This window comes from Caldifermentibacillus hisashii, from assembly GCF_039654145.1.
GTDB classification, from domain to species: Bacteria; Bacillota; Bacilli; order Bacillales; family Caldibacillaceae; genus Caldifermentibacillus; species Caldifermentibacillus hisashii.
This window is the reverse complement of record NZ_CP155467.1, coordinates 2155533-2181028: the sequence shown is the minus strand read 5'-3', so window position 1 is coordinate 2181028 and position 25496 is coordinate 2155533. Positions and strand designations below refer to the sequence as shown.

The following is a 25496-nucleotide window of genomic DNA, read 5'->3' as shown; positions in this document are numbered from 1 at the left end:
AAATTCGATTGCTTTTTATTTTACTGAAACGGAGAGGAAGGAAAACTGGCTGAAAATTTCATGCAATTTTGCTAAAAGGGAATAATTTCCTTTTTTGTCAAAAAAGGTTAATATTTCGTAAACTTATGTTAAAATATAAACATACTATCATTGGGGGGAAGGCTATGACAAATGAAAATGTTAAATTAATAGAAGAGAAATTTTTAAATTATGTGAAGAAAATTACGGCGTATCAAGAGGCAATAAGTGTTATGTACTGGGATTTACGGACCGGAGCACCGAAAAAAAGTGTAGACGGTCGCTCCGAGGTGATCGGCATTCTCTCCTCAGAAATATATCAAATGCAAACTTCAGAGGAAATGAATGGCTACTTAACAGCATTAATTGAAGAAGGAGAACCGGCAGTCTCTGAAATTGCATTAAAAACTGCTTTAGATTGTAAAAAAACATATGATCGCATGAAAAAAATCCCGCTTGACGAGTATCAAATATATGTAACTTTACAAACAAAAGCGGAGTCGGTTTGGGAAGAGGCAAAAGAAAAGAAAGACTTCGAGTTATTTCGTCCATATTTAGAACAATTAGTGGACACAACGAAACGATTTATCGGCTATTGGGGATATGAAGGAAATAAGTACAATACGTTATTGGACATGTATGAGCCGGATATGACGGTCGATATATTAGATGAAGTTTTTGAAAATGTTCGCGATGGTATTCGGGATATTTTGCAACAAATTCAAAGCTCCGGGAAAACTTTTGATACATCATTCATCTATAACCGTTTTCCAAAGGATCGCCAACTTGATTTCAGCATCGAAATTTTAAAACAAATGGGCTATGATTTTGACGCAGGGCGTTTGGATGAAACGGTACACCCTTTTCAAATTACATTAAATATCGGCGATGCTCGGGTGACGACGAAATATGTTGAAAATGATTTTCGTGTCGCCATTTTTGGTACTATCCATGAAGGCGGGCACGCATTATATGAACAAAACATTTCAAAAGATTTGGCCGGAACGACGCTTGCTGAAGGGACATCGATGGGGATTCATGAATCTCAATCATTATTTAATGAAATTTTTGTTGGAAGGAATCTATCGTTTTGGAAGAAAAATTATGATCTGTTAAAATCCTATTCACCGGGACAATTCGACGATGTTCCATTGCTTGATTTTTACCGAGCCATTAATGAAGTAAAACCGTCATTGATTCGAATTGAAGCAGATGAAGTCACCTATCCGTTACATATTATCATTCGTTATGAAATAGAAAAGGCACTGTTTAATGATACGATTGAAGTAAAGGATTTACCGAAAATATGGAATGAAAAATATAAGGAATATTTGGGTATTGAACCGGAACATGATGGTGTCGGTGTCTTACAAGATGTCCATTGGGCCGGGGGGAGTTTCGGTTATTTTCCTTCATATGCACTCGGGTTTATATACGCTGCTCAATTCAAACATGCGTTATTAAAAGATTTACCAAATTTTGATGAACTGCTGGCAGCCGGAAAGCTTGATAAAATTAAAGAATGGTTTAACCAAAACATCCATCAATTTGGAAAAACAAAAAAACCGTTAGAGATTTTGCAGGATGTAACAGGTGAAGGACCGAATCCGAAATATCTGCTCAACTATTTGACAGAAAAATATAAGGAAATTTATGAATTTTAGGGGTCAGGGGCTTATGACCCCCTTCACCCTTGAAACGCGCAACTTGTTCAGATGAACCTTAGGACCCTTCTTCTGAAAAAAATTGATTACTCCACTTTATTGCTTCTAAATAGCTTTCTGTAATCGTATCATAAGCCACATTAATTTTTTTAGCCAACTGGCCAATCTGATCCCAATTTGTCTGCTCAATAGCAATAATCAATGCTAATACTAATTGAAACTGATTTTCTTTTCCTAATAGCGCATCAATAATATCATCTTTCAATGGTAAAGTTTTTACAAGGGTGGTCATTGGTGTTTGGAGAATTTCGTCTATTAAAGAAAACACTCCAGTTAAAAAATAACTCGCCGGCTCTCCTTGAATTTTCATCTTTTTGGCGAGAGTCTCACAAAACTTTCCCCGTACCAAGCTATTTTGAATTAAATTTTCAATGATTGGATCTTGTTGTCTCGAAGCATCTCGAATCGATAATATATATAGCCATCGTCTGAATTCTTTTAATCCTAAAATCATGATGGCCTGTTTAATCGACTCAATTTTAAAATTGCGTCGATAATGATTATTAATTAATTTTAATAGTTTAAAAGAAAAAGAGAGATCGCTTTCAATAACTTTTGTCAAATAATCAACATTCGGTTCAGGCTTTCTTGTTTCTTCGATTAGTAGCATATAATTATGAAAGAATGTCGGAATATCCTTTTGAGAAAGAACAACAGGTTTCTGAAAAAAATAACCTTGGAAATAATCAAAACCTTCCGCACATGCTTCGAGATATTCTTCTTTTGTTTCTACCTTTTCAGCCAAAAATTGAATAGAGAAAAAGTTTTTTAATTTGAGCATTTGTTTCCGCATTTCTTTTCCGGTGGTTCGAAAATCAACTTTAATCAAATCAACAAATGGTAATATTTTTAATGAATTTTTATCCTGAATATTTAATTGATAATCATCAAGAACAATTTTATACCCTAAGGCCTTGTATTTTTGGCAGGCAGAGATAATTTCTTCAGTTGGATAAACGGTTTCCAGAATTTCGATTACAAGTTTGGAAGGGGGAAAATTTTCCGGTGTACCGTTCAGCAATAAATTTTCTGTGAAATTGATAAAGCAATAAGTATGGTTTGTCAATTCACCCAGGTCGAAATTAAGAAAACTGTTGACCAAAACGTCCGCTGTTGCCGAATCATCATTGGACCCTGCCGAATGACTGTCGATAGATTTACGAAATAATAATTCATATCCGTAAATTTTATGTTCGATATCATAGATTGGTTGTCGTGCTACGAATGTTTCCATCAATAAGTTCCTTTCGCCATTTTCTATATTTTATAATATATATCGTCATTATGTCGTCACGATTACATAGTTCATCGTAAATGTCGCCAATTTGTTAACATTTTGTAAAAAATATAGGTATTTTTTCATATGTATTTGAAAATATGAAAACGTTATAATTAGTCTATTGATACTATTTTGGAGGAAAATAATATAAATGAATAACTGGATGACACCCGAAGAAATGGCAAGAAAGCGGGATTTTCGAAAAAAATTGATGTATGTGGCTATTCCGGTCATAGGTGCTGTATTAGGATCGATTATCGGGATTTTGTCAAAAATGTTGTAATTGCCAATATTGAAATATTTCTGATTTACTATTTTTGTTGATTCCTATTTCATCTGTGCTATAATGGAATTAATTTTACAGCGAATCACTCATATAATCGCGGGGATACGGCCCGCAAGTTTCTACCAGATTACCGTAAATAATCTGACTATGGGTGAGCAATTGTTTTCGTTTGTACAGGTTTATTAAGTTTATTGTCTTTACATCCTGTATATTACCCAAAAGTTTTGCTCATTCATAATCTGTGAGCAATACTTTTGGGTTTTTATTTAAAGATAAGAAAGTATAAAAATACATGTAAATAACTTGGAATTAGTTTTATTGTCTAGCTCCGAGCGCCAGCGACTAGCAAACTTCACTCTCCTCCACTACGATAAGTCAACAACGGCTCGTCCCTCGCCGTGTTTCCTTTTCCTCGAAAAAGCTAATCGCTTTTTCTTCGTGCGATGTCTATTCGAGGAAGCAAATCTGTTCTCATTGCGGGGCGCTCCAGTTTGTACGTCGCTAAGCGGGCGCTCTGCGCTTTTCTAATACAAAATGAAAGGAAGAAGTGCATCTATGAAACTGTTAGAAGAGAAAATCATACTAGAAGGAAATGTCCTTTCTGACTCTGTCTTAAAAGTTGATAGATTTTTAAATCATCAAATTGATCCGGAACTCATGTTGTCAATCGGAAAAGAGTTTGCCGAACGGTTTAAAAATGACCAAATTACGAAAATCTTAACATTGGAGTCATCGGGGATTGCCCCGGCGGTGATGACCGGTCTGATCCTGCAGACGCCGGTATTGTTTGCGAGGAAGAAAAAATCTTTAACGATGATTGATGACTTATATCATTCAAAAGTTTATTCATTTACGAAACAGGAAAAAACCGAAGTATCCGTTTCTAAAAAATTATTAAATACAAATGACCGTGTTTTGGTCATTGATGATTTTTTAGCTAACGGACAAGCGGCACTGGCTTTAATAGACATTGTGAACCAGGCGGAGGCCAGTTTAGTCGGACTTGGTATTGTCATTGAAAAAACTTTTCAAAATGGTGGAGATCAATTACGTAAAAATGGCATTCGCGTTGAATCGTTGGCACAAATATTGTCATTGGAAAATGGAAGGGTTCATTTTGTTCATGAGGAGGTTAAACAATGAACTTGTCAAAATCAAAAATCGTATCTTTAGGAATTCAGCATGTTTTAGCGATGTACGCAGGGGCAGTCATTGTCCCGTTAATTGTTGGAGCAGGCATCGGTTTAACCGGTGAACAATTAACCTACCTTGTTTCCATTGACATTATGATGTGCGGCATTGCTACTTTTTTACAAGTGTATCAAAATAAATTTTTTGGCATCGGCTTACCGGTTGTTCTTGGCTGTACATTCACAGCTGTCGGACCGATTATTGCGATCGGAAATCAATATAGTGTTGGCTCAATTTACGGTGCTATTATTGCCAGTGGCCTCATCGTTGTCGTCATTGCCAAATATTTCAGTAAGCTCGTAAAATTTTTCCCGCCGGTTGTTACGGGATCGGTTGTTACGGTTATTGGGGTAACGTTAATTCCGGTTGCGATGAACAATTTGGCAGGCGGTCAGGGCAGCAGTAATTTCGGAGCAGTGGAAAATGTGCTGCTAGGTTTTGGCACATTGCTGTTTATCCTTGCCATTTTTCGATTTTTTAACGGTTTTATTCGTTCAATAGCGATTTTGCTTGGTATTTTAGCAGGAACTTTAGCTGCTTCTTTCATGGGCATGGTTGATTTTTCGGCGGTAAAAGAAGCGTCATGGTTTCATTTACCGAAACTCTTTTTTATTGAAACACCTGAGTTCCATATCATGCCGATTGTGACGATGACACTTGTTGCCATTGTTAGTTTAGTCGAATCAACCGGTGTTTATTTTGCTCTTAGTGATATTTGCGAAAAAAAAATCAATGAACATGATATTGCGAGAGGGTATCGTTCAGAAGGGATAGCCATTGTCTTAGGTGGGATATTCAATGCATTTCCATATACAACTTTCTCACAAAATGTCGGCTTGCTTCAATTGTCCGGAGTGAAAAGCAAAAATATTATTTATACGGCTGCGGGAATGTTAGTTCTTTTAGGTCTCGTTCCAAAAATTGGCGCATTCACCACCATCATACCATCTTCCGTTCTTGGTGGGGCAATGGTGGCTATGTTCGGAATGGTTATTGCTTCAGGTATTAAAATGTTAGGTCAAGTCGATTTTTCATCGCAAGAAAATCTTCTAATAGTTGCCTGTTCAGTAGGGTTAGGCTTAGGGGTTACGGTTGTTCCGGAAATGTTCGGTGATTTACCGGCCAGTTTACGTATTTTAACAGATAGTGGCATTGTTCTTGGAAGTTTGACTGCGGTTTTACTTAATCTTGTGTTTAATGTTTTGAAAATCGGTCAATCAAAATATCTTTTGCAAAAACAACAAAAGGTATCATAAGTGTTACATCAGCAAAAGGGTCCTTCCATGCAGGGACCCTTTATAAATAAATTGTACAAAAAACCGCAAAAACACCAACTACGAAGTAATCGTCACTATCCAATTTCTTACTGTCTTTAACAAAGAGATTCAAAGCCCAATGGAGTTTGATTCCTTCAGCCGTTTTTGTAATTAATTATTTGCTGAGACTGTAGTACATTCTCAAAATGATTATGCGGCTTCTTATTCCGGCAAAACTTTTAACCTGTTAACATGATAAAAATTTGCCTTATTAGTGGGAAAATCGGCAAAAACCATTTAGAATAGGATTATCATAATCAATCTTACAAAGGGGTAGCAATATGCACGTATCAACACTTGATTTCACAAAAGGGGACATTTGTTCAATTAACCGATTATTTGATTTGCATCAGTTTTACACAAAAAACGGCGATCTTCAAGCAGCGGATAAAATAAGGGATTTACTTGCCAAAGTAATGGATGGCGAAAAAATAATTGCTTTTTGTGGTCATTTTTCAGCCGGGAAATCAAGCATGATCAATTGGTTAATCGGGGCGGATATTCTTGCAGCCAGCCCGATCCCGACAAGTGCCAATTTGGTAAAACTGAAAGCCAGCGATAATATATCTTTTAAAATTTTTTATAAAGACGGGGCTGTCCGGGAATACAAGCCAACCGATTCCTTTGGCCACTTTAAACAGTATTTTAAAAATGGTGAGTCGATTAAAAGGGTAGAAATTGCATATCCGTCAAAATTTTTACCAAAGGGTGCGGTGATTATGGATACTCCGGGTATTGACTCTACGGATGATGCCCATCGTTTGGCAACCGAGGGAGCTCTTCATTTGGCGGACGCATTGTTTTATGTAATGGACTATAACCATGTTATGGCAGAAGAAAATTTTCTTTTTACGAAAGAAATGGCAAATCATGGCAAAGAAGTTTATTTGGTCATCAATATGATTGATAAACATCAAGCCAATGAGTTGAGTTTTGACACGTATCAAAAATCAATAGCGGATGCTTTCCTTGCATGGGATATTCAACCGGTAAAAATTTTTTATACTAGTTTGAAAGAAATTGATCATCCACACAATGAATTAACTAGCATGGTTGAGGAACTTAGACATATCTTTGCGAAAAAAGAGCCGGTACCATTGGAAGGATCGCTCAGGCTAGTCATGGAAGAACATTTGCGCAAGGTTTCAGAAGATCAAGAAATGAGAAGGAACGAGCTCGAACAAATCCTATCGTCCATAACTGTTGAAGAACAAAACCATCTGGAGGCCGATTTAAAACAGTTGCAAGAAGAAATAGAGATAAAAGAATCCGGGTTACAAAATTTCCGGGATCAAATGATTGCAGATATCCAGGAAATGTTAAAAAATGCCTATTTAATGCCGGCAGAAACCCGTGAATTGGCCAAAGAATATTTAGAATCGGTACAAAAAGATTTTAAAGTCGGACTGTTCTTTTCCAAGAAAAAAACGGAAGAAGTGAGAAAGGCAAGATTCGACTTTTTTTATCAGGCACTACAAAAAACGGTTGATACTCAACTTAGTGTTCATTTGAAAAAACTGTTCCTGTCGACTTTAAAACAGTACAATATTCAACCATTCGAGATTGAAAGTCAAGTTCAAAAACTGACAATTCCTGTTAAAAATGAACATATTGAAAATGCCGTCAAACCGGGTGCTCTTGTGACCGGGGAATCCGTTTTACATTTTACCAATGAAGTAGCCGATAATCTAAAGAAATATGTTATCTCAATCAGTCATAATCTTTTGGCAAAAATTGAAACGGTATTGTTAGAAACACTTGAAACCGAACTGGACGGGATAAAACGAAAACATCAGGAACGACAACATTTATTATCAGCTAAAAATGAACTGGATCAAATGGATAAAGAATATAAATTTGTAAAAGATCAGTTATTGACGATTATGAACCGTGAAAATACTCAATTGGACCGTGATACTGTTGAGGAGATCCAAACGATTGTTTATACCGAGTCACAAGTGAATGGGATTGTTGAGGAACCTTTGGAAGTGAATAAGGAAAATAAAGAACCACAAAATGATCAGACGAAAACTGTTAAAAAAGCAAGTACCGGACAATCTTTTGCTTTTCATCTTGAACAACAAAAAATCATTCAGAAATTGCAAAGAACAGCGGAATTGTTGACAGATATTCCCAATATGGACAAAATTCGCAAGCAGTTGATTGAAAGGGCTAATCGGTTGAATCAAAAGCAATTTACCGTTGCTTTATTCGGTGCTTTCAGTGCCGGTAAATCATCTTTTGCCAATGCGCTTGTTGGGGAGAAAATATTACCGGTCTCGCCGAATCCGACTACCGCCGCAATAAATCGAATCCTGCCGGCAAATGACGAACACCCGACAAAAACCGGTGTTGTTACGTTAAAAAGGGAAGAGCAAATGTTGGCGGATGTAAATGAAGCATTGGAAAAATTTGACATTGATGCAAAAAATTTGGAAGAAGCTGTATCGATTGTTGGGAAAATCATCCAACGAATTGATAGGACACAATCATTTCAAACACAAATTTCTTTTTTGACTGCTTTTGCCAAAGGATATCCGGTTTTTAAACATCAATTAGGGGAAAAGGTAACGGTTGGTCTTGAAGAATTTCAACAATTTGTGGCTTTGGAAGAACGATCCTGTTTTGTTGAAGCAATTGATTTTTATTATGAATCAGAGGCAACGAATGAGGGGATAGCTTTTGTAGATACACCGGGAGCCGACTCGATTAATGCACGACACACGGATGTTGCTTTTGATTATATCAAGAAAGCGGACGCGATTGTTTTTGTTACTTATTACAATCATGCATTTTCGAAAGCAGATCGCGAATTCTTGATACAACTTGGCAGAGTAAAGGATCAATTTGCCCTTGATAAAATGTTTTTTATCGTAAACGCCATTGATCTTGCCAACACAGAAGAGGAACTGCAAGATGTTCTTTCATATGTAGAACAGCAATTGTTGACCTATGGTATACGAAATGCGAAAATTTACCCCGTTTCCAGTCAAAATGCTTTAAAAGAAAAACAGACCGGTGAAAAACATGGTTCCCGTTTCCCGCTGTTCGAACAAGATTTTTATCAATTTATTACGAATGATTTAGGACAAATCACTTTGCAAGCGGGTCAATCGGAATGGGAACATGCGGTGGATCGGTTGAAACACCTTATTGAAACAGCAAGTACAGATGAACAGATGAAAGAAGAAAAAAGAGAAACATTAAGGTCTGAAAAAGAGACAGCTGAACAATCGATTCGTACCTACACCTCCTCCATTTTAAAGGAACAAGTAAACGAGGAATTAAAAGAACTCATTTATTATATTTATCAACGGACGAATTATCGATTCAACGACTTTTTCAAAGAGGCGTTTAATCCGGCTACAATAAAAGGAAGCGGTCATGAGGCGAAACAAGCTTTACATCAAGCAATGAAAGAATTACTTCATTCGGTTGGTTTTGACTTGGCACAGGAGTTAAGGGCTACTTCATTGCGGTTGGAAAACTTTTTATCATTGAAACTAAAAGAAATATATGAAAAGCTTTTACAACAATTACTAAAAATAAATGGGAATCTTTCTTTTTCGTTATATGAGCCAGATCGAGTCGAAACCGTTGTTTTTCAAAACGAATTAAAAGATCTTCCTCTTGATCTTTTTACCAAAGCTTTAGCCGGGTTCAAAAATACACGGACATTTTTTGAAAAGAATGAGAAAAAACAGATGGCTGAAATGATTCAAGCCATTTTGCAGGAACAGATGAAAGCAAACTTAGCAAAAAATGAAGCGGCTCTTTCCACCCATTTTACTGCCATTTTGGAACAGCAATTTGCCGAAATGATTGAACAAATACGCAGTGAGATAGCGGAACAATATGAAGGCTGGTTGTCGATTTTGGATGATAAAATCGATATTGGCCATTTAAAAAATCGTTTAAATGAGGTAGAATTATTATCTGTGAATCAAAGTTAGTTTTTGAGGTTTGAAATTTCTTATAGATAACGTTTGAGGTGACATGATTGAACAATAAACAATCGAAATTAATGTTAATCGATGGGATGGCTCTTTTGTTCCGGGCTTTTTATGCAACAAGTCCATCCGGTCAATTTATGTTTAATGACTCAGGTATTCCGACAAACGGCGTAAACGGCTTTTTAAAACATATGTTTACGGCGGTTAACCGTTTTCGCCCGACCCATTTAGCTGTTTGCTGGGATATGGGTGCAAAAACTTTCCGCAATGAGTTATACAGTGATTATAAAGGGAACAGAGCAGCACCACCGGATGAATTGATTCCACAATTTGATTTAGCAAAAGAAGTGGTCGAAGCTTTTTCGATTCCTAATATAGGAATCCCCGGCTTTGAGGCGGATGATTGTTTAGGGACGATTTCCACTCGCAGCAAAGATAAAGCAGATGTTGTCATCGTAACCGGAGACCATGACATCTTGCAAGTATTAGATGACCATATTTCCGTTGTGTTATTAAAAAAAGGATTCGGTAATTATGATATCCAAACAAAGGAGACTTTTATAAATGAAAGAGGTTATCATCCTCGCCAATTTATCGATGTAAAGGGCTTGACCGGGGATACGAGTGATTTTTATCCGGGGGTTCGAGGAATTGGTCCGAAAACAGCCGAAAAATTGATTCGAGAATATACTTCAGTTGAGAACTTATTGGAATCGCTGGCTCAATTATCACCCGGACAACGAAAAAAGATTGAGACAGATATGGACTCCTTATTATTATCAAAAAAATTGGCAGAAATTAAGCTGGATGTTCCGTTAGAATTTCATTTTGACGACGCAAAGATCCGCTTTTTTCAGAAAGGTTGGGGAGAAAAACTGAAACAACTTGATATTAAAGGAATGTCACGGATCTTAACAATGTTGGAAGACTGGCATGAAGAAACGCATGTAGGGTAATTCATAGAAAGGCTGTTCAGTAATCTAATCGTCAGGAAAGCATGAGGATTCCTGTGAACAGCCTTTTTAGGAAAAAATTATTTTGTATTTTTCTTTTTTGCCGCATTTTCCAATTTGCTTTTCGGATCATGGGTCATCGTATCATCCTGGCCATACCCTTGTGGATTGACACCTAGTGCTTTTGTTCCGCGATTTCTGCCGGACATGTTTCATTCACCTCCATTTGTAGTATTTTCGCTTTGATAAAAATTATTTAACGATCTTCATCGAACAAGCATAAGATAAGTGACATGATCGAAAATAGGTTTCCTAGCATTGAATATAAAAGCATGTTAGAGGTTGATTAAAATGAGTACTGAAAAAGAAGCCGTAGGAGAATATATTCGCAATTTACAAGGGAAAGGTTTTCAATTTAAAGAAGACGCAATAGGGTTTATCTACTTTGGAATGGACTATGCGAATGCAAATGAGAAATTAGTAAAAATTGCCATTGAAATGACTTTAAAAGTGCAAAAACGATTTGACGGCAGTTTTTATTTATCACTACTTGAAACGTTAAAGAGCGAAAATATTCAGGATAAACGCGAAGCATATCAATTTATAAAACAAAAGCAATTATTATAAAGAATAGTCCCCGATCGAAGTTCTTAAGTCGGGGATTAAATCTTGGCTAATAGGAAAGTATAAATTTCCAACAAAGATGCGAATTCGCCGAGTGGAAAATTTTAGGATTTATGTATAAGTGTAACTGCGGATTTTCCGTTGCCTAAAGGCTAGGCATTCGCCGAGTTTTCTTTACTAAACGGCTTTTTCTTGAATCGTATTTTCTGCCGCTTTTTTTCGTTTGCTCGGGAACTCAGCGAAGATCATCCCGAGTAAGATAAAGATTGAGCCGATAATACCGCCGACTGACATTCGTTCACCGGCAAAAAGAAATGCGGTAAGGACAGCAAATACAGGTTCAGTTGCGAAAATTAATGCGGTATGGGTCGCTGAAGTGTATTTTTGAAAATAGGTTTGAACCAAAAACGCAAAAGCAGTTGCTAGAAAACTTGTAACCATTAAAGCAATAACAACTTCTCTTTGGAACAGAATTTCAGGTTGGATTGCTTTTTGCCAATCCTCAAACAGAAATGCACAATCACTTGACAATATTGCGACAAAACTAATTTGGATAATGGTTAATGACAGAGAAGGATATTGCGATGAATATTTACCTGTATAAATAATTTGCATGGCAAAACCGATCGCACAAAAAAATACAAGCAAGTCCCCGATATTTAATATAGCAGTTCCGCTCATTGTTAATAAGTAAAGCCCAACAGTTGCGATACTAACACCGATGATTGCATAAATCCCCGGTTTGATTTTTAAAATAAAAAAAGATAATAGCGGGACAAGAACAACGCTTAAACCGGTTATAAATCCGGCTTTAGACGAGGTTGTATAAACAAGACCAATGGTTTGGCATGCATAGCCGATAAAAAGCCAAAAACCGATGGCCATTCCGGAAAGTAAAAGTTTTTTATTGATTGCTTTTATTTCATCCCTGCGAAAAACAACTAACCAAACGGATAAGAGAAGTGCGGCCATAAAAAAACGAACAGCATTGAAGGTATGAGGTTGTAAGAATGAGATTGCATTCTGTACAACGACAAATGTTGTTCCCCAAACAAATGCTACGAATAATAAGGTGAAATCTGCAATGTATTTCTTGTTCACTTGAAACCCCCCTCGAATGTTTATTTATATTTTATAAATAGTAGCTTTTGAAAGGTTTTTATTTGAATAAAAAATGTATACCTGTTTATGATAATGTTATTCAAATAATTATTTCCATTTTATCAATGTCACTCTAAGTTTTAAACCGATATTTTTTAGTTTGTGAAAGATTGATACCAAACTTAAAGCTTGCATGGATGAACCATAAAATTTATAAAATCTATTTCTAATAAACTGTGGGATGAGAAGATGAAATTTAAAATAAAATGGGACTATTATAATAAAAATAAAACAGAAACGAACTTTATTTCTGAATGGATCAAAGACGATGTTCTTTTGGAAATAGCCGAGGATTTGGAAAAAACCGGTCGGGTAAAAAACATGTCGTTTGAAGATGAAACAGGAATATCATGGACGAAAAAAGAAGTGAAAAAAGTTCTTCAAAGGCTTGAACAAGAACCGGATGAATTTCTCTTGTATTTTGATGCCAGTTACAATAAAGAAACCGACGAGACAGGAATCGGTGTCGTCCTTTATTATAAACAAGGCGCTCAGCAGTACCGCGAACGTTGGAATGAACGGGTGGAAGGTTTGAAATCGAACAATGAGGCTGAATATTGTGCTCTCCATTATGCCGTCAAACGATTAGGTGAGTTCCCAATTGCCGGAAAAAAAGTAATAATAAAAGGGGACAGTCAAGGGTTGTTAATGCAACTGCGCGGTGAATGGCCATGTTACGAAGAAAATCTTAATCGCTGGCTGGATCGGATTGAAAGATTGGTGAAAAAGTTGAACTTTCATCCGGTGTATGAACCAATAAACCGGAATGATAATAAAGAAGCTGACAAATTGGCACGTCAAGCATTAAAACAAGTAATGATCGAAAGTAAACAGAAATTAGGTGATGAAGAATAAATGATGAAAAAGATCATGTCGGATGAAGCGATTGACAAGGAACGAAAGGCATTGCTGGAAGAGATCGATGAATTGTTAAAAATATGTGACGGCTGTTTTGTTTTTCAATTTTTTAAAAAAGAAAAAGGGAGAAGGTTTGCCCATAGCTTTTGTATCAATCATTGTACTGTCGGGATGAAATTAAAAGAGACAGGCAGGAAACTGTCATAAAGGGGGTGTCCGAGCCTATAGAACAAAGTTTATGCCTGACCGAAAAGCCTGAAAATTCTCAACTGCGTAGAATGGTCGTTTTTTGTTGGGAAATTATACTTTCTTAATGCACCAAAAAGGCTGGTCTTTAACAACCAGCCTAGATGATTCACTGTTCTATTTATATGAATTTTAATTTATAATTTCACAACATTAGCTGCTTGAGGTCCACGATTTCCTTCCACAATGTCAAAAGAAACTTCTTGCCCTTCTTCCAGTGTTTTGTACCCGTCACCTTGAATGGCGGTGAAGTGTACAAATACATCATTTCCACCTTCAACTTCAATAAAACCATAGCCTTTTTCATTGTTAAACCATTTTACTTTACCGTTTTGCATTTTTCTTCCTCCTAAACTCTCCCGACACCAAAGTGTCAATAAAAATTATTTCTCAAAAAACGAATACAAAAAAGGATTGCATCACATTTCTTGATTAAATTTAATATACAATAAAGCGTATTCATAGTCAAGAAAATTCAGGCACTGGAAGAGATGTTTCAGAGGATATTGGAAAAACATTAACACCTTTGACAAAAAAGGCAAAACAATGGCAAATCTTGTTAATACCATGGAATTATAGTAAAATATATATTATATGTATACGATTTTGTGGAGGAAATAAAATGCCGACACCTAGCATGGAAGACTATATTGAACAAATATATTTATTGATTGAAAATAAAGGGTATGCAAGGGTTTCCGATATTGCCGAAGCACTTTCCGTTCATCCCTCATCCGTGACGAAAATGGTTCAAAAACTTGATCGAAATGAGTATTTAATTTATGAAAAATACCGCGGCCTGATTTTAACACCGAAAGGAAAAAAGACAGGTAAGCGGTTAGTATATCGTCATGAATTACTTGAACAATTTTTGAAAATGATCGGTGTTGCAGAGGAAAATATTTATCATGATGTTGAAGGGATTGAGCACCATCTCAGCTGGAATGCAATTGACCGCATTGGAGACTTAGTCCAGTATTTTGAAGAAAATCCGGAACGTTTGGAAGAATTAAACCGAATGCAGAACAAAATGGAGGATTGACATAATTTTTAATCGTCCTCCACTTTATTCATAAGTTATTTGTTTAAAATAAATATACCATTCAAAAAACTTTAAAGTTCAACAGTTTAAGAACATTGTGGTGAGGCAAAATGAATTAATTATACAATTTTCCTGTTTAGAATATCGGTGGGTAATTGACAAAAGATTCGTCATCCGGATGATTTGAATTAATGATAAGTGGTTTGTCATCATCATGAGCTTCCACGATTTCCACTCCGGTAATGCGACCTTCGATAATTTCGTCCATTGCTTTTTGATAAGAAATCACTCTTCCGGTGGATGTTTGAAAACTAATAATTTCACCTTTATAGTTTCTATCCACAGCGACAATTTCTTCCATATTCTCACCTCATTCTTACTTTCTCCAATTATTAGGAAGAAAATTCAAGCAATGATGAAAAAACGATGTTCCTTGTCAGAAAATGTCATGTTAAAATAGGCTTATCGTACTTTTTTGTAAGTCTGTTATGTTAAGTCCATGAGGAAAATAACCGGAAGAGGGAATTCCCGCATGCGTCCAATTATTTACCTAACAATTAGCGGGATAGTGATTTTCCCAATGGTTGAAGATATATTTTAATGACAGATTGAGGAGGAAAAACATGTCAAACCTTGTAACGGATATTGAAATTGCACAACAAGCAAAGATGAAACCAATCCGGGAAATTGCCGCAGAGATCGGATTGGCAGAAAACGAAATTGAATGTTACGGACCATATAAAGCAAAATTATCAAATGAAGCGATTCGTCGTTTACACAATCGTTCAAATGGAAAATTAATCTTAGTGACATCGATTAATCCGACTCCTGCCGGTGAAGGGAAATCAACGGTAACCATTGGTCTCGGTGATGCAATAAAGCAATTAGGGAAAAAAGCAATCATTGCTTTAAGGGAACCATCACTCGGACCGGTAATGGGATTAAAAGGAGGTGCTTGCGGCGGCGGTTGGTCGCAAGTTGTCCCAATGGAAGATATCAATCTCCATTTTACCGGAGACTTGCATGCAATTACTTCTGCCAACAATGCGCTCGCTTCTTTTATCGATAATCATATTCATCAAGGGAATGAGCTTGGAATTGATCCGAGAAAAATCATTTGGAAACGGGCCATTGATCTAAATGACCGGGTCTTAAGAGATATCGTTATCGGACTGGGCGGAGAAAAAAATGGCGTTCCCCGTGAAGATCATTTTGAAATAACGGCGGCATCGGAAATGATGGCCATTTTTTGCCTGGCAAAAGATTTCCGTGATTTAAAAGAAAGAATTGCTCGAACCGTTGTCGCTTTTACTGTGCATAATGAACCGGTAACCGTTCAGGATCTGGGTGTTGAGGGAGCTTTGACCTTGTTATTAAAAGATGCTTTTAAGCCGAACCTTGTACAAACACTTGAACATACGCCGGCAATTATTCATGGCGGACCTTTTGCCAATATTGCTCACGGATGTAATAGTCTGATTGCAACAAAAACCGCCTTAAAACTTGCTGATTATGTCATAACGGAAGCCGGCTTTGGAGCAGATTTAGGTGCCGAGAAATTTCTTGATATTAAATGCCGGATTGGAGAATTAAATCCAAGTGCAGTCGTTATCGTTGCGACAATCCGGGCGTTAAAAATGCACGGCGGTGTTCCCTTAAAAGAGTTGCATAAAGAAAATTCGGAAGCTTTGATTCAAGGTTTTGCCAATTTGAAAAAACATGTGGAAACGATGGAACAATTTGGACTTCCATATATTGTCGCACTTAATCGGTTTACCGGCGATCATAGTAATGAGATAGCGACTTTTGACAAGTTATGTCGAGAACAAAATATTCCTTATGCTTTAACCGAAGTTTGGGAGAAAGGCGGCCGGGGAGGAAACGAACTTGCCGACAAGATGATGTCATTACTTTCAGAAAATAACAACAACCAAACATTTGCCCCATTGTATGAAGTAACAGATTCAATAGAACAGAAATTAACAACGATTGCTACGAAAGTATATGGTGCCGACGGGATAAAATTATCAGCAAAAGCGAAAAAACAGGTACAAGCCATTGAAGATGCCGGTTGGGCAAATGTACCTGTTTGTATCGCAAAGACTCAATATTCATTATCAGATGATCGGACAAAGATCGGTAGACCTGATAACTTTATGATTTCCATTCGCGAATTTAAGCCTTCCGTTGGTGCCGGTTTTATCGTTGCTTATGCAGGCGATATGTTAACCATGCCAGGTTTACCAAAACGCCCTGCAGCGATGGGAATGGATCTTGATGAAAGCGGAAAAGTCACCGGCCTATTTTAATATATTGGAAGGGAAAATTTCTTTGTTTTTGTTTGCAAGAGATAATAAAAATCCATGGTCTTCGGTGAACAGAACTTTTTTCGCCTCAAAGTCCTCCTTAATCGGTGAAATAATTTTTTGAAAAAAGGATGATAGCATGTTTGATCCGACCGCATATGAAAATATCAAAGTTATTCTTGAAGGGCTTGTCTATGATTATGATCTTTCAGGCCAAATCAAGGTCATTGAAAGAAATGATCTCGTTAATTTAGCTGATTTGTCACGGAATTTTAACATGTCGTTTATCCATAAACGAGACCGGAAACAACTATTAACAATGACCGTAGAGTTGAAAGCAGACTTCAAACAATTAGCTTCGGAATGGGCTGCAGTAGCAGAGGAACCGGGGGCAAATTTATCGATTCAATATTCCTTATCGAATTCATTAAATGAAATATTAGAAAAGCGAATTTTAAAGTTTTTTAAACAACAGCCTGCTTTAGATTTTTATTTTGAAGCATACAAACAAATCTATTTAGACCAAAGAACCGTTCAAGTTTACAAATTTAATAAGATCCATCCGATTACCGAAAAGACGCTTGATGAGGTAGGATCGATAATCGAACAAACAATCATGGCCGGAAAATCGATCTATCAGATGTTACAGCACTAGGCAATGAAACAAAATCATATGGCGAACTTGTATTCAAAGGATGGTTACAGTAATTTTTATGAGTGGAATGGTGAAACATGCGTATTTTGACTGCAAATCAATTAGGAAAAACAATCGGTGAAAAGCAAATCTTTAAAGATATTTCGTTTTCCATTGGTGAAAAGGAACGAATTGGTTTAATCGGTGTGAACGGAACAGGTAAATCAACCCTCCTTAAAATAATCGCCGGCATAGATGATTTGGATCAAGGTGAATTTACAAAACCGAATGATTATTCCATTTCTATCTTGCTTCAGGATCCGATTTTAAATAATGAACTGACCGTTTTGGAACAAATTTTAGCTCGTGATACAAAAATCAATCAAACCATTCGGGCATACGAAACGGTAATAACACAGTTGAATAATGATCCTGATAATGAAAAACTATTGAACCGATTATTCGACTTGCAAAAGAAAATGGATGAGCTTGGCGGATGGGATGTCAGCTCTCGGGCAAAAACGATGCTTACAAAGCTTGGACTGACCGATTTTAATGAAAAAATTAGGAATCTATCCGGGGGACAAAAAAAGCGAGTTGCTTTAGCTGAGGTTTTGATGGACCAAGCCGATCTTCTTTTACTGGATGAACCGACAAACCATCTTGATTACGAGATGATCGAATGGCTTCAAGATGAATTAGCAAAGCATCCGGCTTCGATCCTGTTTGTTACCCATGATCGGTATTTTCTTGATGCCGTTTCTAATCGTATTTTTGAACTTTATCAAGGCTCTTTATATGTATATAAGGGCAATTATGCAAATTATCTTGAGGCAAAAGCAGTTCGCCAGGTGGAATCTGTGCGCCAACGAGAAAAGGCGGAGAATTTATATCGGAAGGAACTTACTTGGATCAGGCGTGGTGCACAAGCCCGATCGACAAAACAAAAAGCACGGATTCAGCGATTTGAAAAACTGGAAGAAGATATACGTAAAAAGGGAGATATGCAAAATATCGATATTGCTTTTAGCGGTACAAGACTGGGCAAAGATGTTATTGAAATAAAAGAAGCATATAAAACATTCGGCCAGAAAACGATATTAGCAGGATTTGATATGTTGGTAAAACCGGGAGACCGTATCGGCATTGTCGGACAAAACGGAAGCGGAAAATCAACTTTATTAAATATAATTGCCGGAAAAGAGCCGCTGGATCAAGGAACAATAACAATCGGTCAGACGGTTAAACTTGCCTATTATACTCAAGAATCAGTTGATATGGATGTCAATCGCCGGATGATTGAATATATTCGTGAAACGGGCGATGTTATTCATACGAAAGAAGGTCAAACAATATCCGCCGCACAAATGTTGGAACGGTTTTTATTTCCGATGCATACCCACGGGACGGTCATTCGCAAGTTGTCCGGTGGTGAACGGAGACGATTGTATTTATTAAAGTTGTTAATGGAAGAACCAAATGTACTTCTGTTGGATGAGCCGACAAATGATCTTGACACGGAAACGTTAACGGTTCTGGAACAATTTTTGGAAGATTTTTCAGGTGTGGTCATTACTGTCTCTCATGACCGGTATTTTCTCGATAAAGTTTGTGATGAGCTGTTAATTTTTCAAGGTAATGGAGTAATTGATAAATACATTGGCAGTTACACCGAATACTTACAAATGATTGCCGGTCAGCAGGAAAAAAATGTTAAAAAACCGGTCTCACCCAAAAAGCAAAATCCGCAAGAAAATCAACCGATAAAAAAGAAATTGACGTTTGCAGAGAAAAAAGAATGGGAAGAAATTGATGGAAAAATTGCTGCAGCAGAAAAAAAGTTGGCACAAATTAAAAAGGAGATGGAAAGTTCCGGCAGTGATTTTTCTTTGTTGCAAGAGCTGATGATAGAAGAAGAGAAGTGGAACAATGAACTTGAATATTTAATCGAACGATGGGCCTATTTAGCTGAACGTGCGGAAGGATAGAAAACGACCGGCGTCTTGACATAACTTGTAGGGAACTGGTCGAAAGTTTTCAATTGATTCATGTCTAGTGCTTTTTATAGAAAAGTCGAATATTTTGCGTTACGACAACTTTCCGTATTAAGATAATAAAAAGATGGCAGAAGGAGAGGTGAATGTGTATGAAAATAAAAGCAATTGAACCAACACCCAGTCCACATACGATGAAAATAATTCTTAATGAAGAATTGCCAAAAGGAGCACGAAATAATTACCGTGAAGAGATGCGAAATGAAGCACCAAAGGAAATTCGGGCCATTTTGGAAATTGAAGGTGTTAAAGGAGTTTACCATGTGGCAGATTTTTTGGCAGTTGAAAGGCATCCGAAAGCGGATTGGAAACAAATATTACCCTTGGTTCGTATATCGCTCGGTGAAGAAGCAACCGAAAAAGAAAACTTTATTGGCCCCGATGAACATTATGGGGAAGTTCAAGTTTTTTTGCAGATGTTCAAGGGGATTCCAATGCAAATAAAATTGACTGACGGGCAAACAGAAAAACGTGTGGCCTTGCCTGAAGAGTTTGTCCGGGCAATTACAAAAGCCCAATTGCCGGAAGATAATATTGTTTTTCTTAGAAAATGGGTGGATCACGGGGTTCGTTATGGCGACTTTGATGAAATCGGTCAAACAATTTTAGATGAGGTTGTTGCATCTTATCCTTCAGAACGTTTGGCCGCACTTGTCGAGTCGGCAAAACAACCCGAACGGTCCGTTGTTCAGAAAAAATATCGGAAATTGACACGACAAGATTTAGATCATCCTGATTGGAAAAGACGTTATCAACTTTTAGAACAAATGGAAGAGCCGACACTTGCTGATTTACCTGTCCTCGAAAAAGCGTTGCATGACGAGAAACCGTCTATTAGAAGACTTGCTGTTGTATACCTTGGTATGATAAAGGATAAGAAAGTGCTGCCCTATATTTATCAAGGATTAAGAGATAAGACAGTTACGGTAAGACGAACAGCCGGTGATTGTTTAAGTGATCTCGGATTCCCGGAAGCTCAAGGAGAAATGATCCATGCTTTGAAAGACAAGAGTAAAATTGTCCGTTGGCGCGCTGCCATGTTTTTATATGAAACAGGAGATGAAAAAGCTTTGCCCGCATTAAAAGAAGCCGAGAATGACCCTGAGTTTGAAGTGGCCTTACAAATAAAGATGGCCATTGAACGAATTGAAGGCGGAGAGAATGCAAGGGGATCGGTTTGGAAACAAATGACCGAGGCAAGAAAACAACCGAATAGTTAGAGCTTTTGCTTTTTAATAAAATGAAATGTAAAATATTATACACTTAACGCTAAAACAAATTGTACGAGGAGGATAAATTATGTCAATGGCATATGAAGAATATATGCGTGAACTTGTTAAGCCGATGCGTGAAGAATTAGTAGGAGTCGGCTTTAAAGAATTAAAAACCGCTGAAGAAGTAGAGACGTTTATGGAAGGTGTCAGCGGAACGACGCTTGTTGTCGTTAATTCAGTATGCGGCTGTGCAGGCGGACTAGCCCGTCCGGCAGTTACTTATGCAATTCAACATACTGAAAAAAAACCTGATCATCTCGTTACGGTATTTGCCGGGCAAGATAAAGAAGCTACAGCAAAAATGCGGGAATATTTTATCGGTATTGAACCATCTTCACCTTCAATGGCACTTTTGAAGGGAAAAACTGTCGTCCATTTTATCCCCCGTCATGAGATTGAAGGTCATGCTGTTGAAGAAGTTGTTGACAAATTACTAACTGCCTTTGCTGATCACTGTTAATGAAAGTCTGCCCATTCGAGAAGGTACTCTGCCGGTTTCACAGCGCCTGAGTACCTCCTTCTTAAGTCAAATGATGCGAAATTCCACATATGTTAAAGGTATTGTACTTTTCTCAAGGATGGATAGCGCTATCGCCATATTTGCACATACTTTATTGGTATGTGCTTTTTTCAAAGATGGATAGAAAGCTATAGCCATATTTACCAAGTTATAATATGATAGATTAAGAGAGTTTTTTATCAATATTCTCGGAAACGGATATATGCTTTTACAAATAGAGAGGAAATCTGCTGTCCATTGCGTGTTAACTTCATAGGAAACATATGAGTCGGTATCTATGGCAACAAAGTTTATGTAAATAGCCTACTTGTTAAGGGTGGAATGCAGCATGAAACGACAGAAATTATCCCTTATGATTACGGTGCTGATCGTGATTTTTATTCAAGGCTCAACTACAACGTTTGATTTTTTATTTTTAAAAGATATTGAAAATACACATTTCAACCAACATTTGAATTTACGAGCTTCAGAGATTACTCCGTCCATAATATTATTACCGAATAATTCATTTGATGAAGAAGCAGCAGCACAGATGGTTAACCGAATTGATTCACTGCCCATATTGCTCTTGGAAAAAATATATGATCAACATATTAAAATTCGTTTATTTAACGGCCATTTGACGGATTTTCCAAGTACCCGTTCGTTGACAGGAATAACACCCAGAGGCTATGCAGATACAACGGTAACTTGGGATAATGTCCCCGGTGCAGGTGGAGGCAGGATCGTATTTGTGAAAATCGGTGCCAGTGATAAAGGAGAAGGACATGGTTCAGTAAATTTGGAATTGCATGAGTTGGCTCATTCCATTGACCGAATCGTTTTTAAGGGGATTCGCGATCAAATCTATTTTCAATCGATTTGGAAACTTGAAGCTAAACAATTATTCGGGAATAATAATTATTATTTGTTATATCCGGAAGAATATTTCGCTGAGGTCTTTGCTTACTTTTATGCGAATAGTGATACAAATCATTATTTAAAAGAGCACGCCCCAAAAACATATACGTTTATCAAGAAATTGCAATAAATAAAGGTGGTTTATGATGAAAAAATATCTGGATTTATGTAGACATGTGCTTGAAAATGGTGTAAAAAAGGAAGACCGTACAGGTACCGGAACCATTAGTACATTTGGCTATCAAATGCGGTTTAATCTTCAAGAAGGTTTTCCGTTACTTACGACAAAAAAAGTCCATTTAAAATCGGTCATTCATGAATTATTATGGTTTATTCAAGGTAATACGAATGTAAAATATTTACAAGAAAACGGGGTTCGTATTTGGAATGAATGGGCAGATGAAGATGGCAATCTCGGTCCGATTTACGGTCACCAATGGCGGTCATGGACAGGGGCAGACGGCAGAACCCATGATCAATTAAAGGAAGTCATTGAACAAATAAAGACGAATCCGAATTCCAGACGCCTCATCATTAGTGCATGGAATGTCGGTGACTTGGATAAGATGGCACTGCCCCCATGTCATACTTTGTTTCAATTTTACGTTGTCGATGGCAAACTGTCCTGTCAACTATATCAACGATCCGGTGACTTGTTTTTAGGTGTTCCGTTTAATATTGCTTCATATTCATTGCTCACGATGATGATCGCCCAGGTATGTGACCTAGAGCCCGGGGAATTTATTCATACATTTGGTGATGTCCATATTTATTTAAATCATATCGAACAAGTAAAATTGCAATTAACGAGAGAGCCCCGGAAACTGCCGACGATGAAATTAAATCCGAATGTCAAAAATATATTTGATTTTAAATATGAAGACTTTTCACTGGAAAACTATCATCCACACCCGCCGATCAAAGGAGTCGTAAGTGTATGATATCATTTATCGTTGCAATGGATCAAAACGGGTTAATCGGAAACAACAACGAAATTCCGTGGCATTTACCGGATGATTTGAAAAGATTTAAAAAAATAACAATGGGTCATCCCATCGTCATGGGGCGAAAAACTTTCCAATCCATCGGTCATCCGCTCCCCGGTCGTGAAAATATTATATTGACAAGAAATAAGAATATATCTTTTGAAGGTTGTACCGTTTTTCACACACTGGAAGATTTGCTTGATTATTGTCGGAATAAAGATGGCGAAGTGTTTATCATCGGTGGTGCTGATATGTTTCGCATTTTCCTTCCTTTTGTTGAAAAATTATATGTGACAAAAATCAATCAAGAGTTTTCCGGGGATGTTTATTTTCCGGAACTGGATTGGTCTCACTTTCAATTGGTTTCTAAGGAAAAAGGGAGAAGAGACGAAAAAAATCCCTATGATTATGAATATTTGCTTTATAAAAAACGTTAACCCATGGAAGAGGTGCGAAATATGTGTGGCAGATTTACCTTAACTGTTGATCTGCAAGATGTAGTTGACTATTTTCAGTTACAGTTCATACCGGACCACTTTTCGCCGAGTTTCAATATTGCCCCTTCCCAACTAGTTTTGACTGCTATTGCTCATAACGGTGAAAGAAGGGCGGGTTATATGAAATGGGGATTGGTTCCATATTGGGTGAAACAACCGAAGCAGTGGAAACCATTGATTAATGCCCGTTCTGAATCGTTAACTGATAAATCAAGTTTCAAACATTTAGTAGAAAAACATCGCTGTGTTATTTTTGCCGATAGTTTTTATGAGTGGAAAGTGGAAAATGGTAAGAAAACCCCGTACCGGATCATGAAAGATGATGGAAAACCGTTTGCCTTTGCCGCTCTTTGGGATCGTAATCAGGAAGGCGATACGGAATTATTCACTTGTGTTATTCTGACAACAAGCGCCAATGAAAAGGTACGAAATATTCATGAACGAATGCCGGTTATGTTGGATAATGAAGAGGCATGGGAAACTTGGCTAAATACAAAGGAATATCCTTATGCAAAAGCAAAGGAACTTCTTAAGCCCTATCCGATGGAAAACCAAAAATTATATGTTGTCTCAAGTCTTGTAAACTCTCCTAAAAATAATGGAGAGGAATGTATTCGACCGTTATTTAGTTAAATTATTGTCAGAAGGATGTGGATTTTAATGTCTACTAAAATCGTTACAGATTCTACAGCAGATTTATCATTTGAAGAAGCCCAGCAGTATGGAATTCATATTATACCGTTAAAAATTGATTTAAACGGAAAAACTTACTTGGATCGAGTAGATATAACGCCGTCAGAATTTATGAGGGAAATGAGAAAATCAGAAGAGTTGCCAAAAACATCTCAACCTTCATTCGGTACTTTTACGGAATTATATGAACGCCTGACTGCGGATGGGAGTGAAGTACTTTCAATTCATTGTGCTGGTCCGTTAAGTGGAACAGTTCAAACGGCTCAGTCGGCGGCACACCAATTTGACGGGAAAGTAACAGTTGTTGATTCATTGTATATTTCCAGAGGACTTGCCTTTCAAGTAATTGAAGCTAGTAAATTGGCTAATTTAGGAAAATCGATTAAAGAAATTTTGCATCGAATAGAAGAAGTTCGTCATCATACGAGGTTATTTGTCGTTGTGGATACGTTAGAAAATCTAATTAAAGGTGGGCGAATCGGAAAAGGAAGAGCTTTAATAGGTTCTCTTTTACATATTAAGCCAATTGCAATACTTAAAGATGGAATGTACTCCCCAATGGCAAATGTCCGTAATTACAGTCAAGTTATTAAGCATTTAGTGAAAAATTTCAAGGAAGATGTAGACGGGAAAACTATTAAAGGTATCGGTCTCGCTCATGCTGATGGAATGGAACTGGCGACCAGGTTAAAAGAAAAACTTCATGAGCTCTATGAAAATCTGGAGATAAAAATTGTGGAAACGACTCCGATCATCAGTACGCATACCGGATCTGGCGCGATCGGTTTCACTTATTTTGCCGAATAATAGCATTTGTTTTACAAAAAATTTTAAAGAAAACCGGCTTAAATCTTTTAAGCTGGTTTTTTAATGTTTTTTGGTATTATTATGTAAAAAATATATTTTATTTATAAAAGTCATTATATTTTCGTTTAATTTTCTGGTTTGCTACAATGTTGCCAAGGACAGGGGGGGATCATG

The 25496-nt window shown here is 37.1% G+C and carries 25 protein-coding genes and 1 riboswitch; of the genes, 20 read left to right on the top strand and 5 right to left on the bottom strand.

The window, feature by feature from the left end; translation table 11 throughout:
• Positions 1-164 precede the first annotated feature (164 nt).
• Positions 165-1682 carry a carboxypeptidase M32 gene (locus NSQ14_RS10320; protein WP_346216303.1) on the top strand — a complete coding sequence of 506 codons (1518 nt, stop codon included), beginning with the start codon at positions 165-167 and terminating at the stop codon, positions 1680-1682.
• A gap of 58 nt (positions 1683-1740) precedes the next feature.
• Here the strand turns inward: NSQ14_RS10320 and NSQ14_RS10315 are convergent, their stop codons facing one another.
• Positions 1741-2976, bottom strand: coding sequence for an EAL and HDOD domain-containing protein (locus tag NSQ14_RS10315; protein ID WP_034770564.1), 1236 nt, complete (start codon positions 2974-2976; stop codon positions 1741-1743).
• Positions 2977-3172: 196 nt separating this feature from the next.
• Between NSQ14_RS10315 and NSQ14_RS10310 the strand changes: the two genes are divergently transcribed.
• The 5 genes from NSQ14_RS10310 to NSQ14_RS10290 all read left to right on the top strand — a co-directional run bounded on the left by NSQ14_RS10310 (position 3173) and on the right by NSQ14_RS10290 (position 10723).
• Positions 3173-3304 carry a hypothetical protein gene (locus tag NSQ14_RS10310; RefSeq protein ID WP_269147494.1) on the top strand — a complete coding sequence of 44 codons (132 nt, stop codon included), beginning with the start codon at positions 3173-3175 and terminating at the stop codon, positions 3302-3304.
• Between the two features lie 69 nt (positions 3305-3373).
• Positions 3374-3475, top strand: a riboswitch (purine riboswitch).
• A gap of 387 nt (positions 3476-3862) precedes the next feature.
• Positions 3863-4450: a xanthine phosphoribosyltransferase gene (locus NSQ14_RS10305; RefSeq protein WP_244809602.1), complete on the top strand. Its 588-nt coding sequence runs from the start codon at positions 3863-3865 to the stop codon at positions 4448-4450.
• Positions 4447-5754, top strand: coding sequence for a nucleobase:cation symporter-2 family protein (locus tag NSQ14_RS10300; protein ID WP_328168137.1), 1308 nt, complete (start codon positions 4447-4449; stop codon positions 5752-5754). The genes NSQ14_RS10305 and NSQ14_RS10300 overlap by 4 nt, the downstream gene beginning before the upstream one ends.
• Before the next feature lie 341 nt (positions 5755-6095).
• Positions 6096-9767: a dynamin family protein gene (locus tag NSQ14_RS10295; protein WP_346216302.1), complete on the top strand. Its 3672-nt coding sequence runs from the start codon at positions 6096-6098 to the stop codon at positions 9765-9767.
• Between the two features lie 71 nt (positions 9768-9838).
• Positions 9839-10723 carry a 5'-3' exonuclease gene (locus NSQ14_RS10290; protein WP_034770814.1) on the top strand — a complete coding sequence of 295 codons (885 nt, stop codon included), beginning with the start codon at positions 9839-9841 and terminating at the stop codon, positions 10721-10723.
• A gap of 77 nt (positions 10724-10800) precedes the next feature.
• On the opposite strand, the gene sspL is transcribed toward NSQ14_RS10290, so the two are convergent.
• Positions 10801-10929 (bottom strand): small, acid-soluble spore protein L, encoded by a 129-nt coding sequence (gene sspL / locus NSQ14_RS10285; protein ID WP_034770558.1) that lies wholly within the window; start codon positions 10927-10929, stop codon positions 10801-10803.
• Positions 10930-11071: 142 nt separating this feature from the next.
• Here sspL and NSQ14_RS10280 point away from each other — a divergent pair, with 142 nt between their 5' ends.
• Entirely contained in the window at positions 11072-11347 is a 276-nt protein-coding gene (locus tag NSQ14_RS10280) for a DUF6123 family protein (protein WP_034770555.1), read from the top strand.
• Positions 11348-11521: 174 nt separating this feature from the next.
• Here the strand turns inward: NSQ14_RS10280 and NSQ14_RS10275 are convergent, their stop codons facing one another.
• On the bottom strand, positions 11522-12445 hold the full coding sequence (locus NSQ14_RS10275; protein WP_346216301.1) for a DMT family transporter: 924 nt from the start codon (positions 12443-12445) through the stop codon (positions 11522-11524).
• 249 nt (positions 12446-12694) lie between these two features.
• Between NSQ14_RS10275 and NSQ14_RS10270 the strand changes: the two genes are divergently transcribed.
• Positions 12695-13360, top strand: a complete 666-nt coding sequence (locus tag NSQ14_RS10270; protein ID WP_034770551.1) for a reverse transcriptase-like protein — start codon at positions 12695-12697, stop codon at positions 13358-13360.
• Positions 13361-13570: a zinc-finger domain-containing protein gene (locus NSQ14_RS10265; RefSeq protein WP_227092812.1), complete on the top strand. Its 210-nt coding sequence runs from the start codon at positions 13361-13363 to the stop codon at positions 13568-13570.
• Between the two features lie 176 nt (positions 13571-13746).
• Here the strand turns inward: NSQ14_RS10265 and cspD are convergent, their stop codons facing one another.
• Complete coding sequence (gene cspD / locus NSQ14_RS10260; protein ID WP_034770549.1) at positions 13747-13947, bottom strand: cold-shock protein CspD; 201 nt, start codon at positions 13945-13947, stop codon at positions 13747-13749.
• A gap of 284 nt (positions 13948-14231) precedes the next feature.
• Here cspD and mntR point away from each other — a divergent pair, with 284 nt between their 5' ends.
• A complete protein-coding gene (gene mntR / locus NSQ14_RS10255) occupies positions 14232-14651 on the top strand; it encodes a transcriptional regulator MntR (protein WP_034770545.1) in 420 nt (139 codons plus the stop codon).
• Positions 14652-14787: 136 nt separating this feature from the next.
• On the opposite strand, the gene NSQ14_RS10250 is transcribed toward mntR, so the two are convergent.
• Complete coding sequence (locus tag NSQ14_RS10250; RefSeq protein WP_034770543.1) at positions 14788-15012, bottom strand: DUF3892 domain-containing protein; 225 nt, start codon at positions 15010-15012, stop codon at positions 14788-14790.
• 262 nt (positions 15013-15274) lie between these two features.
• Here NSQ14_RS10250 and NSQ14_RS10245 point away from each other — a divergent pair, with 262 nt between their 5' ends.
• From NSQ14_RS10245 to NSQ14_RS10200, 10 genes are all read left to right on the top strand, one after another.
• A complete protein-coding gene (locus NSQ14_RS10245) occupies positions 15275-16960 on the top strand; it encodes a formate--tetrahydrofolate ligase (protein ID WP_343127839.1) in 1686 nt (561 codons plus the stop codon).
• Between the two features lie 136 nt (positions 16961-17096).
• Positions 17097-17612, top strand: coding sequence for a hypothetical protein (locus NSQ14_RS10240; protein WP_095141346.1), 516 nt, complete (start codon positions 17097-17099; stop codon positions 17610-17612).
• A gap of 77 nt (positions 17613-17689) precedes the next feature.
• The gene (locus tag NSQ14_RS10235; RefSeq protein ID WP_034770539.1) at positions 17690-19579 is read left to right on the top strand and encodes an ABC-F family ATP-binding cassette domain-containing protein; all 1890 of its coding nucleotides are present in this window, start codon (positions 17690-17692) and stop codon (positions 19577-19579) included.
• A 158-nt stretch (positions 19580-19737) separates the two neighbouring features.
• The gene (locus tag NSQ14_RS10230; protein WP_034770535.1) at positions 19738-20865 is read left to right on the top strand and encodes a conserved virulence factor C family protein; all 1128 of its coding nucleotides are present in this window, start codon (positions 19738-19740) and stop codon (positions 20863-20865) included.
• Positions 20866-20944: 79 nt separating this feature from the next.
• Complete coding sequence (locus tag NSQ14_RS10225; protein WP_034770534.1) at positions 20945-21379, top strand: BrxA/BrxB family bacilliredoxin; 435 nt, start codon at positions 20945-20947, stop codon at positions 21377-21379.
• 388 nt (positions 21380-21767) lie between these two features.
• The gene (locus NSQ14_RS10220; protein WP_034770533.1) at positions 21768-22469 is read left to right on the top strand and encodes an anthrax toxin lethal factor-related metalloendopeptidase; all 702 of its coding nucleotides are present in this window, start codon (positions 21768-21770) and stop codon (positions 22467-22469) included.
• A gap of 16 nt (positions 22470-22485) precedes the next feature.
• A complete protein-coding gene (locus tag NSQ14_RS10215; RefSeq protein ID WP_095141344.1) occupies positions 22486-23280 on the top strand; it encodes a thymidylate synthase in 795 nt (264 codons plus the stop codon).
• A complete protein-coding gene (locus NSQ14_RS10210) occupies positions 23277-23762 on the top strand; it encodes a dihydrofolate reductase (protein ID WP_034770531.1) in 486 nt (161 codons plus the stop codon). The genes NSQ14_RS10215 and NSQ14_RS10210 overlap by 4 nt, the downstream gene beginning before the upstream one ends.
• Positions 23763-23783: 21 nt before the next feature.
• Positions 23784-24455 carry an SOS response-associated peptidase gene (locus NSQ14_RS10205; RefSeq protein WP_034770530.1) on the top strand — a complete coding sequence of 224 codons (672 nt, stop codon included), beginning with the start codon at positions 23784-23786 and terminating at the stop codon, positions 24453-24455.
• Positions 24456-24470: 15 nt separating this feature from the next.
• The gene (locus tag NSQ14_RS10200) at positions 24471-25322 is read left to right on the top strand and encodes a DegV family protein (RefSeq protein WP_156103212.1); all 852 of its coding nucleotides are present in this window, start codon (positions 24471-24473) and stop codon (positions 25320-25322) included.
• Positions 25323-25496: the final 174 nt, after the last annotated feature.

What these genes read in the sequence shown, in the direction of transcription:
- NSQ14_RS10230 (WP_034770535.1), top strand. Translation starts at nt 19,738, where the DNA reads ATGAAAATAAAAGCAATTGAACCAACACCCAGTCCACATACGATGAAA.
- NSQ14_RS10295 (WP_346216302.1), top strand. Translation starts at nt 6,096, where the DNA reads ATGCACGTATCAACACTTGATTTCACAAAAGGGGACATTTGTTCAATT.
- cspD (WP_034770549.1), bottom strand. Translation starts at nt 13,947, where the DNA reads ATGCAAAACGGTAAAGTAAAATGGTTTAACAATGAAAAAGGCTATGGT.
- NSQ14_RS10220 (WP_034770533.1), top strand. Translation starts at nt 21,768, where the DNA reads ATGAAACGACAGAAATTATCCCTTATGATTACGGTGCTGATCGTGATT.
- NSQ14_RS10300 (WP_328168137.1), top strand. Translation starts at nt 4,447, where the DNA reads ATGAACTTGTCAAAATCAAAAATCGTATCTTTAGGAATTCAGCATGTT.
- NSQ14_RS10245 (WP_343127839.1), top strand. Translation starts at nt 15,275, where the DNA reads ATGTCAAACCTTGTAACGGATATTGAAATTGCACAACAAGCAAAGATG.
- NSQ14_RS10265 (WP_227092812.1), top strand. Translation starts at nt 13,361, where the DNA reads ATGATGAAAAAGATCATGTCGGATGAAGCGATTGACAAGGAACGAAAG.
- NSQ14_RS10240 (WP_095141346.1), top strand. Translation starts at nt 17,097, where the DNA reads ATGTTTGATCCGACCGCATATGAAAATATCAAAGTTATTCTTGAAGGG.
- NSQ14_RS10305 (WP_244809602.1), top strand. Translation starts at nt 3,863, where the DNA reads ATGAAACTGTTAGAAGAGAAAATCATACTAGAAGGAAATGTCCTTTCT.
- NSQ14_RS10290 (WP_034770814.1), top strand. Translation starts at nt 9,839, where the DNA reads ATGTTAATCGATGGGATGGCTCTTTTGTTCCGGGCTTTTTATGCAACA.
- NSQ14_RS10270 (WP_034770551.1), top strand. Translation starts at nt 12,695, where the DNA reads ATGAAATTTAAAATAAAATGGGACTATTATAATAAAAATAAAACAGAA.
- NSQ14_RS10205 (WP_034770530.1), top strand. Translation starts at nt 23,784, where the DNA reads ATGTGTGGCAGATTTACCTTAACTGTTGATCTGCAAGATGTAGTTGAC.
- NSQ14_RS10225 (WP_034770534.1), top strand. Translation starts at nt 20,945, where the DNA reads ATGTCAATGGCATATGAAGAATATATGCGTGAACTTGTTAAGCCGATG.
- NSQ14_RS10320 (WP_346216303.1), top strand. Translation starts at nt 165, where the DNA reads ATGACAAATGAAAATGTTAAATTAATAGAAGAGAAATTTTTAAATTAT.
- mntR (WP_034770545.1), top strand. Translation starts at nt 14,232, where the DNA reads ATGCCGACACCTAGCATGGAAGACTATATTGAACAAATATATTTATTG.
- NSQ14_RS10210 (WP_034770531.1), top strand. Translation starts at nt 23,277, where the DNA reads ATGATATCATTTATCGTTGCAATGGATCAAAACGGGTTAATCGGAAAC.
- NSQ14_RS10250 (WP_034770543.1), bottom strand. Translation starts at nt 15,012, where the DNA reads ATGGAAGAAATTGTCGCTGTGGATAGAAACTATAAAGGTGAAATTATT.
- NSQ14_RS10310 (WP_269147494.1), top strand. Translation starts at nt 3,173, where the DNA reads ATGAATAACTGGATGACACCCGAAGAAATGGCAAGAAAGCGGGATTTT.
- NSQ14_RS10315 (WP_034770564.1), bottom strand. Translation starts at nt 2,976, where the DNA reads ATGGAAACATTCGTAGCACGACAACCAATCTATGATATCGAACATAAA.
- NSQ14_RS10280 (WP_034770555.1), top strand. Translation starts at nt 11,072, where the DNA reads ATGAGTACTGAAAAAGAAGCCGTAGGAGAATATATTCGCAATTTACAA.
- NSQ14_RS10200 (WP_156103212.1), top strand. Translation starts at nt 24,471, where the DNA reads ATGTGGATTTTAATGTCTACTAAAATCGTTACAGATTCTACAGCAGAT.
- NSQ14_RS10215 (WP_095141344.1), top strand. Translation starts at nt 22,486, where the DNA reads ATGAAAAAATATCTGGATTTATGTAGACATGTGCTTGAAAATGGTGTA.
- NSQ14_RS10235 (WP_034770539.1), top strand. Translation starts at nt 17,690, where the DNA reads ATGCGTATTTTGACTGCAAATCAATTAGGAAAAACAATCGGTGAAAAG.
- sspL (WP_034770558.1), bottom strand. Translation starts at nt 10,929, where the DNA reads ATGTCCGGCAGAAATCGCGGAACAAAAGCACTAGGTGTCAATCCACAA.